The 14,108-nt window shown below is 72.0% G+C and carries 14 protein-coding genes; 4 read left to right on the plus strand and 10 right to left on the minus strand.

Annotation, left to right across the window (positions count from 1 at the left end; translation table 11 throughout):
• Positions 1–173 precede the first annotated feature (173 nt).
• Positions 174–1,400 carry an alpha/beta hydrolase gene (locus ACFVYS_RS43135; RefSeq protein WP_389511275.1) on the plus strand — a complete coding sequence of 409 codons (1,227 nt, stop codon included), beginning with the start codon at positions 174–176 and terminating at the stop codon, positions 1,398–1,400.
• A gap of 7 nt (positions 1,401–1,407) precedes the next feature.
• Here the strand turns inward: ACFVYS_RS43135 and ACFVYS_RS43140 are convergent, their stop codons facing one another.
• The gene (locus ACFVYS_RS43140; protein WP_389511299.1) at positions 1,408–2,526 is read right to left on the minus strand and encodes a glycerate kinase; all 1,119 of its coding nucleotides are present in this window, start codon (positions 2,524–2,526) and stop codon (positions 1,408–1,410) included.
• Positions 2,527–2,736: 210 nt separating this feature from the next.
• On the opposite strand from ACFVYS_RS43140, the gene ACFVYS_RS43145 reads away from it, so the two are divergent.
• Positions 2,737–3,825, plus strand: a complete 1,089-nt coding sequence (locus ACFVYS_RS43145) for an ADP-ribosylglycohydrolase family protein (protein ID WP_389511277.1) — start codon at positions 2,737–2,739, stop codon at positions 3,823–3,825.
• A 119-nt stretch (positions 3,826–3,944) separates the two neighbouring features.
• On the plus strand, positions 3,945–4,445 hold the full coding sequence (locus ACFVYS_RS43150) for an NUDIX domain-containing protein (protein WP_389511279.1): 501 nt from the start codon (positions 3,945–3,947) through the stop codon (positions 4,443–4,445).
• A 26-nt stretch (positions 4,446–4,471) separates the two neighbouring features.
• On the opposite strand, the gene ACFVYS_RS43155 is transcribed toward ACFVYS_RS43150, so the two are convergent.
• From ACFVYS_RS43155 to lpdA, 9 genes are all read right to left on the minus strand, one after another.
• Positions 4,472–4,672, minus strand: coding sequence for a type II toxin-antitoxin system VapB family antitoxin (locus ACFVYS_RS43155; RefSeq protein WP_054241626.1), 201 nt, complete (start codon positions 4,670–4,672; stop codon positions 4,472–4,474).
• 182 nt (positions 4,673–4,854) lie between these two features.
• Entirely contained in the window at positions 4,855–5,877 is a 1,023-nt protein-coding gene (locus ACFVYS_RS43160) for a TolB family protein (protein WP_389511281.1), read from the minus strand.
• Positions 5,874–7,124, minus strand: a complete 1,251-nt coding sequence (locus ACFVYS_RS43165) for an MFS transporter (RefSeq protein WP_389511283.1) — start codon at positions 7,122–7,124, stop codon at positions 5,874–5,876. Before ACFVYS_RS43165 ends, ACFVYS_RS43160 begins: the two co-directional genes overlap by 4 nt.
• Positions 7,125–7,129: 5 nt before the next feature.
• Positions 7,130–8,020 carry an alkaline phosphatase family protein gene (locus tag ACFVYS_RS43170; RefSeq protein WP_389511285.1) on the minus strand — a complete coding sequence of 297 codons (891 nt, stop codon included), beginning with the start codon at positions 8,018–8,020 and terminating at the stop codon, positions 7,130–7,132.
• Between the two features lie 171 nt (positions 8,021–8,191).
• Positions 8,192–8,701, minus strand: a complete 510-nt coding sequence (locus tag ACFVYS_RS43175; protein WP_389511287.1) for a methylated-DNA--[protein]-cysteine S-methyltransferase — start codon at positions 8,699–8,701, stop codon at positions 8,192–8,194.
• Positions 8,702–8,710: 9 nt separating this feature from the next.
• Positions 8,711–10,201: an AlkA N-terminal domain-containing protein gene (locus tag ACFVYS_RS43180; protein ID WP_389511289.1), complete on the minus strand. Its 1,491-nt coding sequence runs from the start codon at positions 10,199–10,201 to the stop codon at positions 8,711–8,713.
• Between the two features lie 118 nt (positions 10,202–10,319).
• Positions 10,320–10,784: a hypothetical protein gene (locus ACFVYS_RS43185; protein ID WP_389511291.1), complete on the minus strand. Its 465-nt coding sequence runs from the start codon at positions 10,782–10,784 to the stop codon at positions 10,320–10,322.
• Complete coding sequence (locus tag ACFVYS_RS43190) at positions 10,781–12,067, minus strand: hypothetical protein (protein ID WP_389511293.1); 1,287 nt, start codon at positions 12,065–12,067, stop codon at positions 10,781–10,783. Before ACFVYS_RS43190 ends, ACFVYS_RS43185 begins: the two co-directional genes overlap by 4 nt.
• Positions 12,068–12,197: 130 nt before the next feature.
• Entirely contained in the window at positions 12,198–13,610 is a 1,413-nt protein-coding gene (lpdA, locus tag ACFVYS_RS43195; RefSeq protein WP_389511295.1) for a dihydrolipoyl dehydrogenase, read from the minus strand.
• Positions 13,611–13,696: 86 nt separating this feature from the next.
• On the opposite strand from lpdA, the gene ACFVYS_RS43200 reads away from it, so the two are divergent.
• The gene (locus ACFVYS_RS43200; protein WP_389511297.1) at positions 13,697–14,047 is read left to right on the plus strand and encodes a DUF6980 family protein; all 351 of its coding nucleotides are present in this window, start codon (positions 13,697–13,699) and stop codon (positions 14,045–14,047) included.
• Positions 14,048–14,108 lie beyond the last annotated feature (61 nt).

The raw sequence follows: 14,108 nt of genomic DNA on the forward strand, positions 1-14,108 counted from the left end.
ACCTCGGAGGTCCGGGCCGCACCCGTTTCGCGTTCAAGGTCGTCCGCCTGTGACCTTGCACCGTCAACTACCGGCGATCAGCGCGCGGTTGCAGAGCGTGAGGAAGAGGAGGACGGTAGAAGAAGGGGGGATTGTACGAGAATCACCCCCTTCGCACCCTTCGGGAGACGGCCATGGCCTCACTCGTCCTCAGGGAACATCTGGTACCGCACGTCTCGAAGATCCCCGCGAACTTCGGAGACCCGGTGCTGCTCCCCGTCCGGGAGTACGACGGCACCCAGGGCAGCAACCCGCACAAGCCGGTCCTCATGCTGCACGGCAGAAGCGTCCCGGCACTGGCGGGGTTCGACCTGGCGCCGGTGTCCAACGGGCACGCCACCCGGTACAGCTGGGCCCAGGAACTCGCGCATGACGGTTACGACGTCTTCATCATGGATCTCCAGGGGTCCGGCCGGTCACCACGCCCGAAGGTGATGGACGAGCCGTGCAACGCCAACCCGACGCAGCAGCAGTCCGTCCTCGTTCCCAACCCGCTTCCGGAACCCTGCTCGAGCCTGCCCCCGTACCCGCACGAGCTCGGCAATACGGAGAGCGAGGCGGCAGAGCTCGAAGCGGTGGTCAAGTACATCAGGGCCGTGCCCGGCCTGGACAAGCCGATTCGTTTCGTCGGCTGGTCCGCGGCCGCGCTCGTCATGGGCCCCTACACGCTCCGCCATCCCGAGGACGTCGAGAGCCTGTTCCTGCTCGCCCCGGTGTTCCCGCCGAAGGGGCGGTGGTCGGGGAACCTCGCCGATCCCTTCGGACGCCCGTCCGGTGTGTCGACGCTGCCCGTGTCCACCCCTCCCAACCTGTTCGGCTTCCCGATGCACGTGGCCGGCAAGACCGGGTTCAAGGCGTCGCTGACGAGCACCCCCGCCCTGTGGGAGCCCGGCATCGACGAGCGCGCGTGGGACGCCTGCCTGCAGGACGACCCCCTCGCCGGCAAGTGGGGCCCCGAGGAGGCACCGGGTGTGTACGAGGGTGTCCTGCGGTACCGGAACACGTACTCGTGGGGCTGGAACAGCCAGACCGCGCCGTACGAGAACCCGGTCGGCACGCGGGTGCTCGGCAAGCGGGTCCCCCTGCTCATCGTCTACGGGGAGTTGGACAGGACGGCGAACAGCCCGGCGACGTTCCCCGACATCCTGCGCTTCTCCGTGCCGGCCCTCTACGACGCCGTCAAGGGACCGAAGACATTGATGGTCTGCCTGGCCGGCGCGGGCCACTCCCTGGTCTGGGAGACCACCGCGAAGACCGTCCACCACTTCTCGAAGCAGTGGTTCAAGAAGAGCAAGGTGGAGGGCCTCTCCAGCGGCAGCTACTTCAGGGAGACCGACGGCGACCTGATCCCCCTGCCGTAGCCCCCGCTCAGCTCAGGAAGTCCCGGCCGATCTGTTCCGCGACCCGTTCCAGGATCGGTCCCGCGTCCGAGATGCAGGTCGCCACGTCCGGCTCGACATCCGTCAGCGGATAGGCGCGGCGGATGCCGGCCCGGCCCAGCGCCGCCGGGGGCAGGGCGAGGCGGCCGCAGACGGCGACGACCTCCTTGCCCGCCGCCCGGGCCGCCGCGGCGACGCCCGCGGGGGCCTTGCCGTGCAGGGTCTGTTCGTCCAGCGAGCCCTCACCGGTGATCACCAGCTCGGCCCGCTCGAGCGCCGGCGCGAAGCCCAGCACGTCGAGCATGACCTCGATGCCGGCGCGGAACCGGGCACCGACGAGCAGCGCCCCGTAGCCGATGCCGCCCGCGGCGCCCGCGCCCGGTGCGGCGGCGTACTCCGCCGCCTTCGACCCGAGGGCCGTCTCCAGTACCTCCGCGTAGTGCGTGAGCGCCGCGTCCAGCGTCTCGACGTCGTCCGGCGAGGCGCCCTTCTGCGGGCCGTACACCGCCGGTGCGCCCTTGGGGCCGGTCAGCGGATTGTCGACGTCGCTCGCCAGGACCAGTTCCACGGAGGCCAGCCGGGGATCCAGCTCCGACAGGTCGGCGCGGGCCAGCGCCGCGAGACCGCCGCCGCCCGGGGCCACCGGCTCGCCGTCCTCGTCGAGGAACCGCGCGCCGAGCGCGGACAGCATGCCCGCGCCGCCGTCCGTGGTGGCGCTGCCTCCGACCCCGAAGACGATCGTCCGCACTCCCGCGTCCAGCGCGGCCCGCAACAGCTCGCCCGAGCCGTACGTCGACGCCGTGAGGGGCGCGAAGACGCCGGCCGGGAGCCGCTGCAGGCCGCTCGCCTCCGCCATCTCCACGACCGCGGTGTCGCCGCGTACCGCGAACGCGGCGGTCACCTCCTGCCCGAGAGGTCCGGCGACCCGCACCTCCCGGCGTTCGAAGCCTGCCGCGACCGCCGCGGCGACGGTGCCGTCACCGCCGTCGGCGACGGGCAGGGCCTCCACCTCGAGGTCCGCCACGACCCGGCGCAGCCCGGCCGTCACCCGCTCGGCGACCTCCACGGCCGTCAGCGAGCCCTTGAACTTGTCCGCGGCCACGAGCACCCGTCGGGTGCCCCGCGCTGGAGCGTCCGTCACCTTGCATCCCCTTGCTCTCCGGGCCCCGCGCACGTCAGGGCCAGTCGCGCCGCTGCGACCTTAACCGGAAGGCGCCCCCGCCGTCATGCGGTGCCCGGACCCTGGAACAACCCTGAGCGGCGCCTGTGGACCGTCGCAACCCTCGCGGGCGTCACCGGAATCGGGTAGACCGGAGCCATGACCCCTGTGGGCGGCGAGCCGGAGCTCGCCGACCGCGTCCTCGGGGGCTGGCTGGGCCGGATCGCGGGCAACATGCTCGGCAAACCGGTCGAGCAGGGCGACCTGTGGACGCGCGAGCGCATCGACCGCTATCTGCGGCGGGCCGCAGCCCTGCCGCTCACCGACTACCTGCCCGAGCCGGCCACCGCGGAGGACGGCCTGCGGCTGCGCCCGGAGTGGCGGGAGTGCGTGCGCGGCCGCATCCACGGCAGCTGCCGCGACGACGACGTCGACTACGCGATCCTCGGGCTCGACCTGCTGGAGACCCACGGCTTCGGCTTCAGTACCGAGCAGGTCGGCGACCTGTGGCTGCTGCGGCTGCCGTACCTCCAGACGTTCACCGCCGAGCGGGCCGCCTACCGCAACCTCACGGCGGGACTGAAGCCGCCGCTGACGGCGACGTACGACAACCCGTACCAGGAGTGGATCGGCGCCCTGATCCGCGCCGACATCTACGGCTGGACCTGCCCGGGGCTCCCCCGCCGCGCCGCCTCCCTCGCCCGCCGGGACGCGGTGCTCTCGCACACCGGCAACGGCGTGTACGGCGCGATGTTCGCGGCGGCGCTGATCTCGGCGGCGTTCACCGCGCCGACGGTGCGCCACGCGCTGGACGTGGCGCTGGGCGTCGTCCCGGCGAGCAGCCGGCTCGCCCGGACCGTCCGCCGGGTCGCCTCCCTCCACGACACCCGCATGACCTGGGAGGACACGCTCGCCACGGTGACCGAGGAGACGGCGGGCCTGGGCTGGATCCACACCGTCCCGAACGCCGCGGTCCTCACCGCGGGTCTCCTGTACGGCGACGGCGACTTCACCCGGACCGTCACGCTCACCGTGCGCGGCGGCCTGGACACCGACTCCAACGGCGCGACGGCCGGTTCGGTGGCCGGTGTCCTGACCGGCGCCTCGGCGATCCCGCCGCAGTGGACGGAGCCGCTGGAGGACACCGTGCGCAGCGCGGTGTTCGGCTTTGACGGCGCGCGCATCAGCGAGCTGGCGCGGCGGACGCTGCGGCTGGTCGAGGAGCGGGACCGCCCGGCGGAGAGCTGAGCCGCTACGCGACCGGCCCGGCACCCCTTCCCCGGCACGCACCCCGATCCCCCGCATCCCTTCCCCCGGCCGCCCGTACGCTTCCCGCCCCGTACGCTTGCCGCCCTTAGGCTTGCCGGATGAGCATCCCCGGCACGCCCGACTTCGCGGCGTACATCGCCTCCCTGCCCCGTGTCCTGGCCGCCGCTGCCGCGATCTTCCGGGACGCCGAGGGGCGGGTCCTGCTCGTCGAGCCCAACTACCGGGCGGGCTGGGCGCTGCCGGGCGGCACGATCGAGTCCGACGCCGGTGAGAGCCCGCGGCAGGCCGCGCGACGCGAGACGCTCGAGGAGATCGGTCTCGACCGTGAGCTCGGCCGGCTGCTCGCGGTCGACTGGGCGATCGGCCCGGACCGGCCGCCGCTGACGGCGTACGTGTACGACGGCGGGGTCCTCGGCTCGGACGACCTCAAGGCGATCCGCCTCCAGGAGTCGGAGTTGCTGTCCTGGCGGCTGGTCCCGCACGAGGAGCTCGCCGACCATCTGCCGGGCGCGCCGGGTCACCGGGTCCTGGCCGCCCTGGACGCGCTCGCGGACGGCTCGACGACGGCGGAACTGGAGAACGGCCGTCCCGCCCGCTGAGCCGCCGCCCGCCGGCCCCGGCCCGCTCAGCCCTCGACGTCGCGCGGCTTGCCGTCGACCTCGCGCAGGGCCTCGTCCCGGACGGCGGTCCTGGCCTCCGTGCGATGGCCGCGCTCGATGTAGTCGCGCACGACCAGTTCGACGGCGTCCTGGGGGTTGCCCACACCGGTGAGCACCATGACTTCGACGACGAGTTCGGCGTCGAGCGAGACAGCGACCTTGGCCATGCCGGGACGGTAACACCGGCCGGGGCGCCGCGACATGCGCTCGCGACCCGCCGGTCGTCGTCGACGCCGAGCCGACGCCGTAGGACGGGTTCGCCGACGACGTCGTCCGGGAGCCGATCGGGCCGGCCCTGCCGAGGCCGGTGCGGGAGCCGACGCGGACGGAGCTCTGACGGTGAGCACTCTCACCCCAGGTAGGCGGGGGCCACGGCGGAGGTCATGAGGGTGCGGGCCGCGCCGCTGCCGTCGGCGGGGACGGTCCACAGGTCCGAGCCGTAGTCGCCGGGAAGGGCGTAGACGAGGGTGGAGTCGTCGGCCCACAGGGTCTGGTCGTCGATGTTGCGCTGCTCGGCGGTCGCGGTCTCCTTCAGGGTGCGCAGGTCGAGGACGTACAGCCGCCAGGGGGCGTCCGGCGAGGCTCCCTTGACGCGTTTCTTGTAGGCGATCCGGGTTCCGTCGGGTGAGAGGGAGGGGCATTCGACGTTGCCGTGCAGGGTGGTGAGGGTGCGGGCGGCGAGGTCGCCGCGGACCAGGTAGGTCCGGCCGCCGGTCGCCACCGTGGCGTAGAAGCGGGTGTCGTCGGCGAAGGTGACACCCCAGACGTTGAGGTCCGCCGCGCGGTAGGTCCGGCCGTCCTTGACGATGCGGAAGGTCTCCAGATTGTCGTCGACGGCCCAGGTCCGGGTGTCGACGACGGCAGTACGGGTGGAGAAGGCGGTGCCGGCGTAGGAGTCTCCGCTGACGAAGACCGTCCAGGCCACCAGATGGCCGGAGGGCGAGACCCGGGCCCGGGTGGGGACACCCGCCGCCGGGAAGCTGTGCAGCGCGTGCAGGTGCGCGTCGAGCACCACGGCCCGGTAGGTGTCCTCCAGCGCGCCGTGCACCGCCTGGAGGCAGATGCCGGTTCCGGCAGCCGCGTGGAAGCGCAGGCACTTGACGCCCGACGCGGTGCGCGGCCCCTGCGGGTCGTCGGCGGGCACGGTGGCGATCTCGTCGCGATGCGGGCCCCAGGCCAGGTTGCGCACCAGCAGCCGGCGGCCGGACGTCGGCCGGAGCGAGACGGTACCGGCCCGCACCGTCGGACCGTCGGCCTGCTGCTCGTCCCGCAGGCCCGACCGGTGGGCGGCGTACAGCACCGACCCGGTGCCGACCGCGCCGAGCAGCACCACGGCGACCAGCAGGACCATCAGGCGGGTTGTCCGGGTCATACGGTCACCTCATCGGTGGTTGCGGGCACCTCGGTGGTCCGCAGGACCAACGAGGCCACGACGGCGCTCACGGCCAGCGCGGCGGCGGTGACGGCGAGGGCGGTGCGCCCGCCCCACAGGCTCCAGGCCGCGCCGAAGGCGAGCGAGCAGAGGAAGCGGGCCAGTGCCTGGCCGGTGCCGACCAGTGCCTGACCGGCTCCTTGCTGACGGTCCGGTACGGCGCCGGCGGTGGCGGCCGCGAGAACCCCGTCGGTGGCGGCGTAGAAGGTGCCGTGCAGGACGAGGACGGCGACCACGGCGGGGGCGCCGTGCCAGGGGGAGAGCACCAGGAGGTAGCCGAGCAGCAGGACCGCGTGGCCGGCCAGGAAGAGCCGGCGGCTGCCGACGCGGTCGGCGAGCGTGCCGAGCGGCAACGCGAGCAGCAGGAAGACGGCGGCGGTGCCCAGCGGCAGCAGCGGGAAGAGATGGGCGGGCAGGGCCCCTTCGCGCTGGAGCAGCAGATAGAGGAAGGAGTCGCTGACGGTGGTCAGGCCGAGCAGGGTCGCGCACACGGTGATCCCGCGCAGCTCGGGGCGGCGCAGGAGCCCGAGCGCGTCCCGCAGCACCGGCCGGGCCGGTTCGGGTGGGTGCGCGGCGCCGGCGGGGACGATGTGGCGGGGCACGAAGAGCACCAGTACCAGGACTCCGAGCACGGCGACGCAGCCGCTGACCGCGAAGACCGCGTCGTAGCCGTCGACGGTGGCCCGCAGCACGGCGAAGGCGACCAGCGGGCCGAGCAGTGCCCCGGTGGTGTCCATGGCCCGGTGCACTCCGAACGCCCGTCCCCGGTGCCGGGGTTCGGTGGCCAGCGAGATCATCGCGTCGCGGGGGGCGGTGCGCAGCCCCTTGCCGGTGCGGTCGGCGGCGAGCACGGCGCTGATCACGGGGAGGGTGTGGGCGAGCAGCAGCAACGGCTTGCACAACGCCGACAGGCCGTAGCCGAGGCCGGCCACCACCTTGTGCCGACGGCCTCCCCGGTCGGCGAGATGGCCCCCGGCCAGCCGGACCAGGGCCCCGACGCCGTTGTTGATGCCGTCCAGGAGCCCGAACCCGAGCGGGGAGAGGCCGAGGCCCGCGACGACGTAGAGCGGCAGGACGGCGGTGACCATCTCCGAGGAGACGTCCGTGATGAGGCTGACGGCACCCAGGGCCAGCACGGTGGAGGGCACGGCGGCGGGCTTGGTGCTGCGGGAGTCCGCGAGATACACGGGCGTCAGTTCCAGATGCCGGTGATGTCGGACGCCGAGGAGGCGTTGCCCGCGTGCGCGCTCAGACCCGCCAGGTCCTCCACGGTCCGCAGCACGTTGTAGTGGTTGTAGGTGGTGGAGCTGGAGCTGCCGGGCGTGACGTGCTGCCCGTAGAAAACGGTGGGGATGCGGTTGCCGGACAGCTTGTTGTCCTCGTCGAAGGTGACGGCGAGGATGCTGTTGTGCGTCTTGGCCCAGGTGGCGTACGCGCCCAGGTTGTTCTTGATCCAGGTGTCGCCCGTGGAGACCGAGCAGTCGTGCATGTCACTGCACAGGTTCGGTACGACGAAGGAGACCTTGGGCAGGGTCGTGTAGTCGGTCGGGAACTGCGCCATGGTCTTCGCGCTGCTCGTCGGCACGTTGGAGAAGCCGAACCACGGGTTGTGTTTCTGGGCGTAGTTGCCGCTGCTGCACGTCGTGGAGCCCTGGCTGGGCAGCGACTCGTTGTAGCTGGCCCAGGTCTTGCCGGCGGCGATCAGCTCCGAGGCGAGGTTCGGTGTGGAGAGCGACCCGACCGAGACGCAACTGTCGTCGGTACGGCCCTGGTTGGAGCCCGAGAACAGCATGTAGTAGTTCGGCTCGCTGGGGTGGGTGAGACCGTAGGACTGGGTGAGGACGGCGCCACCCGCCTTGAGGGTGTTGTTCAGGTAGGGGGCGCCGGAACTGCCGATCACCTGCGAGTAGGCGTGGTTCTCCATCACCACGACCACCACGTGGTCGGGGGTCGGGAGAGCGGCCGCCTCGGCGGTGGAGGCCGTGGCGGTCCACACGCCGATCGACGTGGCGGTGAGGGCGACGGCCCCGGTGAGTGCGGCGAGGGGGCGTCGATTGCGCTGGGAAGCCTTGACGGCGGCCATGACTGTCCTCCGGACAGAAGTGACGGACGTGCGGGGGGGCAGCGCCGCAAACCCTAGGAGCCCCGGACCGGGCCTGGGTGAAGGCCAGACGAACGGTGGGCCCCACCGGGCAAAGGTCCTCCCAGGCATAGGTCATGCACAGGTCATGCACGGCGGGAGCCGCACGGGTCCTTACGCCTCGAGCGAGAAGAGGGTCGTGTCGCCGGGGGCGGTGCCGCCCTCGAAGTCCAGCAGGCGCCGCTTGCGGTCCAGGCCGCCGCCGTAGCCGGTGAGGCCGCCGCCGGCGCCGATCACGCGGTGGCAGGGCACGATGATGCCGATGGGGTTTCTGCCGTTGGCCAGGCCCACCGCGCGGGAGGCGGTCGGACTGCCGAGGGCTTCGGCGAGTTCGCCGTAGGTGCGGGTCTCGCCGTACGGGATCTTCCGCAGTCCGTCCCATACGGAACGCTGGAACGGGGTGCCGTGCAGGCGCAGTTCGAGACCGAACTCCTTCAGTTCGCCTGCGAAATAGGCCTCCAGCTGCTCCTCCGCCTCCCCGAACAGGGTGTCGCCGCGAGGGCCGAAACTCTCCTCGGGTGGGCGGTGCCGCTGTGCGGTCATGTAGAGGCCGCACAGGACGCCGTCATCGGCGACGAGCGTGAGCGGGCCGTACGGGCTGTCGACGATCGTGTGCTGTTTCACCGAAGTTCCTTACACGGGGAGGAAGTTGATCGGGTGGCTGGCGGTCGCCCAGAGATACTGGACGGCGTACGCCCGCCAGGGGCGCCAGCCCGCGGCGCGGGCGGTGAGCGCCGCCGGGGTGGAGGGCAGGCCCAGTTCCTTCGCGGCGCGCCGGATTCCGAGGTCGGTGGGGAGGAAGGCGTCGGGGTCGCCGAGGGCCCGCATCGCGATGACGTCGACCGTCCACGGTCCGAAGCCGGGCAGCGCGAGCAGGACGGCGCGCGCCTTCGGCCAGTCGCTCTCCACGCCCAGGTTCAGTGTTCCGTCGGCGAGTTGTCCGATGAGGGTGGTGAAGGTGGTACGGCGGGTGCGGGGCATCGCCAGCGTGCCGGGGTCGACGGCGGCGAGCGCCTCGGCGGTCGGGAAGAGGTGGGTGAGGCCGCCCTCCGGGTCGTCGACCGGCTCACCGTGCGCCGTGACCAGGCGGGCCGCGTGGGTGCGGGCGGCCGCCGTGGAGACCTGCTGACCCAGCACGGCGCGTACGGCGAACTCCGCCTCGTCGACCGTACGGGGCACCCGGCGGCCGGGGGCCTTGTCCACCAGGGGCGCGAGCAGCGGATCCGTGCGCAGCTGTTCGTCGATGGCGACCGGGTCGGCGTCCAGGTCGAGCATGCGCCGGCAGCGGCTGATCGCGACCGTGAGGTCGCGCAGGTCGCTGAGGGTGAGGCGGCAGCCGATGTGGTCGGGGTTCGGGGTGAGCGCCACCACGCCGTGCCCGTACGGCAGCCGGAGCGTGCGCCGGAACGCCCCGTCCCGCCACTCCTCGACCCCCGGGACGCCGGTCGCGGCGAGGTGCCCGAAGAGGTTGTCCGGGTTGAGCGGGGCCCGGAAGGGCAGGCGCAGGGCGAGCGTGCCGGGTGTGGCCGGCCGGGCAGAGGGGTTCTTCCGCGGGACACGGGCGCGCAGTTCGCTCGGGGAGAGCGCGAAGACCTCGCGCACGGTGTCGTTGAAGGTGCGGATGGAGGCGAAGCCGGACGCGAACGCGGCTTCCGTCATGGGGAGTTCGGTCGTCTCGATGAGCAGGCGAGCGGTCTGCGCGCGCTGTGCACGGGCCAACGCGAGCGGGCCCGCGCCGAGTTCGGCGAGGAGTTGGCGTTCGACCTGGCGGGTGCTGTAGCCGAGGCGGGCCGCGAGTCCGGGCACGCCCTCACGATCGACGACACCGTCGGCGATCAGCCGCATGGCGCGGGCGACCAGGTCGGCGCGCTGGTTCCACTCCGGGGAGCCCGGTGTCGTGTCGGGCCGGCAGCGCTTGCAGGCGCGGAAGCCGGCCTGCTGGCAGGCGGCGGCGCTCGGGTGGAAGACCATGTTCTGCGGCTTGGGCGGCACGACCGGGCAGCTGGGCCGGCAGTAGATGCCGGTGGTCAGGACCGCCGTGAAGAACCAGCCGTCGAACCGCGCGTCCTTGGACTGCACGGCGCGCACACAGCGCTCGCGATCGGTGTACATCCCGTTCTGCATACGTCCAGCATCGGCCAGGCGGCGATCCGGCGCTGGCGAGAATCCGACATCGGCCTCGCCCGGCCCGCACCGCCCACCGGCTCCCCCGCCGGGGTGCCGGGATGCCGTGGCACCGGCCTCAGCGCGCCCTCTCCGGCCACGACGCCAGCGACCAGATCACGAAGACGTCGATCCCCATGACCACGATCGACCAGAGCGGCTCGTAGGGCAGGAACAGGAACTGGGTGACCAGGCTCAGCGCGGCAAGGAAGATACCCGTGAAGCGCGCCCAGGTGATGCCTTTGAGGAGGGCGGCGCCGGTCGCCGCCGCGACGACACCGAGGACGAGGTGGATCCAGCCCCAGCCGGTGAGGTCGAGTTCGTAGGCGTACGAGCCCACGCGGGCGTAGATGTCGTCCTTCGCGAGGGCCGCGATGCCCTGGAGCACCGCGAGCACGCCACTGCACAGCAGGAGGACACCGGCGAAGACGACGGCGCCGGCCGGGCCGTCGTGCGCGGCGGGCCGGGCCGGGCCGCCGGGGGGCGCGGACCAGGGGGTGCCGATCTCACCGTGCGGTTCTCCGGCCGGGGAGTGCGAGCTCATGCGGGGCTGTCCTTTCGGCGGGGCCGGGTCGCGAGGAAGTCGACGATCCCCAGTGCGAAGAGCAGGGCGAGGGCGAGGCCGACCACGACCCAGCCGGTCGGATACGGCCACAGGACGAAGGCCAGGACGGCTCCCGCGGCCAGGATCCAGGTGATCCAGGTGCGGTAGCGGTCGACGAACGGACCGACGGGGCCGGTGCGCAGTCCGGCGTGGTCGGCGGTCGCGCGCACGGCGCCGATGCCCGAGTGCCAGAGCCGCCGCACCAGAGCGGCGTGCCGGCCGGGCCCGGTCAGCCAGGCGGCGAGGGCGATCACCACGCCGAGCGCGACCACCGACCGCACGGAGGTACGCAGGAAACGGATGAGCGTGTCGTACACGGACCCGGCGGCCGCCTGGGAGACGCCGGCCGGGAGCGCGTCCAGGTAGATCACCCGGAAGACGGTCAGGGCGACGCCCAGCAGGAGCGCGGCGAAGGCGAAGCAGAGCGCGGCGACGACCAGGACCCGGCGGCGGTGCGTCGAGAGCAGAACGCCCCCCGCCACCAGCAGGACTGCGATGACGGGCAGCCAGAAGCCGATCAGCTGGAGCATCCGGAAGTAGGTCTTGACCTTGCCGATGTCCTCGGACTCGACGACCGTGAAGTTGGTGTGGATCTCGGGGATCTTTCCCGCGACCGTCATCCCGGAGTCCACCAGCCGTTGCTTGACCTGGTCGACGACCGGGGCGAGGTCGACCGTCACCGTGTCGTTCTCGATCTTCACCGCCCCGCCGCCGCTGCCGGTCAGGGCCTTCTCGACGGAACTGTGGATGCGGCGGTTGGCGTCGGTCCAGATCCTCTCGAAGGCGTCGGAGGCCACGACCGCCTGCGCCTTGTCGTGCACGAAACTGCGGACGGCGTCCTCGAGCGAGGGACCGAGCTTGCCGAGGGCCTTCTCCAGCAGGGGACGCTGGGCCGGGGCCGCGTCCTGGAGCAGCGCGGTGAGGTCCAGGCGTTCCATCAGCGCGTTCGTGACCCGGGTGGCGGCCGCGTCCTGGACGTCCTTGTCGGAGGCCAGCGGGCGGACGGTGTCGACATAGCGGTCGGTGTCGCCCACGATGCTCGAGGTCCAGGCCGCCACCAGCCCCAGCGGGACCAGGACACAGCCGAGGACGATGAGGACGACCGCGAAGATCGAGCGGATCCGGTGGTGGGCGGGAGGGCGGCTGCGCTCCTCCTCCAGAGCCGCGATACGGGTCCTGAGGGCGGCCAGCTCCGCGTCGGCGGGAACACCGCTTTCCGGCATGGCGGACTCCCTCGCCGTCGGTCGGGTCCGGCCCGGGGTCGGTCCGGTGGTGCCAGCACATCCCGGCCGTGCGGCGGCGGCGAGCGAGGCGGGGCCGTTCGGGTGAACGACCCCGCCCGCAGGGGAACCGCTACATGTTGATCATGTGCCCGGCCAGGCCGTGCACGGCCTCCTTGACGGCTTCGCCCAGCGTCGGGTGGGCGTGGACGTTGCGGGCGACCTCGTGGACGGTGAGGTCCCACTGCTGGGCGAGCGTCAGCTCGGGGAGCAGTTCGGTGACGTCGGGGCCGATCAGATGACCGCCGATGAGCTCGCCGTACTTGGCGTCGCTGATCAGTTTCACGAAACCGGTGGTGTCGCCGAGGCCGTGCGACTTGCCGTTCGCGGTGAACGGGAACTTCGCGACCTTGACGTCGTAACCCTTTTCCCGCGCCTGGGCCTCGGTGTAGCCGAAGCTGGCGACCTGGGGCTGGCAGTAGGTGGCGCGCGGGATCATGGCGTAGTCCAGCTCCATGGTCTCCGCGTCGGCGAGGGTCTCGGCGGCGATGACGCCCATGGCCTCGGCGGCGTGCGCGAGCATCAGTTTCGCGGTGACGTCGCCGATGGCGTAGATGTGCGGGACGGAGGTGCGACAGCGGCCGTCGACGTCGATCGCGCCGCGCTCGGTGACCTTCACGCCCGTGTTCTCCAGGCCGTAGCCGGTGACGTTCGGGGCGAAGCCGATCGCCTGGAGCACCTTGTCGGACTCCAGGACCTGCTGGGCGCCGTCCTTGCCGGTGACCGTGACACGGACCCGCGGACCGGACTCGTCGATGGACTCCACCCGGGCGGAGGTCAGCACGTCGATACCCAACTTGCGGTACTGCTTGGCCAGTTCGGCCGATACCTCGGCGTCCTCCAGGGGCGCGACCCGGTCCAGGAACTCGACGATCGTGACCTTCACACCGTAGTTGTGCAGGACGTACGCGAACTCGATGCCGATGGCGCCGGCGCCCGCGATGACGATCGACTGCGGAAGGTCGTCGGCGAGGATCTGCTCCTCGTACGTCACCACTCGCGCACTGCGCTTGGTGCCGGGGAGCAGCTTGGGGGTGGCGCCGGTGGCGATGATGCAGTGGTCGAAACCGAGGGTGCGGATCTCCCCGTCGTAACCGGTTACCCGCAGGGTGTGGTCGTCGACGAAAGCGCCGCGGCCGTCGAACTCGGTGATCTTGTTCTTCTTCATCAGGTAGTGGACGCCCTTGACCCGGCCGTCGGCGACCTTGCGGCTGCGGCGGTACGCCTCCCCGTAGTCGAAGGAGACCTGCCCGTCGACCTTGATGCCGAAGGTCTTCGCCTCACGGGTGAAGATATGGGCGAGTTCGGCGTTGCGCAGGAGGGCCTTGGTGGGGATACAGCCCACGTTCAGACAGACGCCGCCCCAGTATTTCTCCTCGACGACGGCGACGCGCTTGCCCAGCTGGGCGGCTCGGACCGCGGCGACGTAGCCGCCCGGACCGGCGCCTAGGACCACGACGTCGAAGCGTTCGTCCTGCTCGGTCATGGATTCGTTTCCTTTTCCGTGGAGTGCGATACGGGTGATGCGTGCTGCCGTTCCGATTCTCGCGCGCCGACGGGGAGAATGTGTGAGTGATCGATCACTGCTGCGCCGAGATGACCCGCCAGGCCGACGGGCGATGCCGGGTGCACCCCGACGTCTTCGCCTGCCCGGACGCGCTGGTGCGGTTCGAACCGAGGTTCCGGGAGTACGGGCTGATCGTCCACGACGGGGGGACGGCCTCCCGGGAGATCGCCTTCTGTCCGTGGTGCGGCACGCGTCTGCCGCAGTCGCAACGGGACCGGTGGTTCGACGCGCTCGAGGCACGGGGGATCGACCCCTGGGAGGACGAGGTGCCGCCGGAGTTCGAGGACGACCGGTGGCTGCGGGAAGGTACCGCCGACCCGGTGCCGCCCGGCGAAGGCCTGCCGCGTTCTCGCTGAGGCGCCCGAGAAGCGCGGCGGTACGGACCCGGGTACGGCATGCGTTGCCGTACCCGGGTCC

It is taken from the genome of Streptomyces sp. NPDC058295 (genome assembly GCF_042880655.1).
GTDB classification, from domain to species: Bacteria; Actinomycetota; Actinomycetes; order Streptomycetales; family Streptomycetaceae; genus Streptomyces; species Streptomyces coriariae.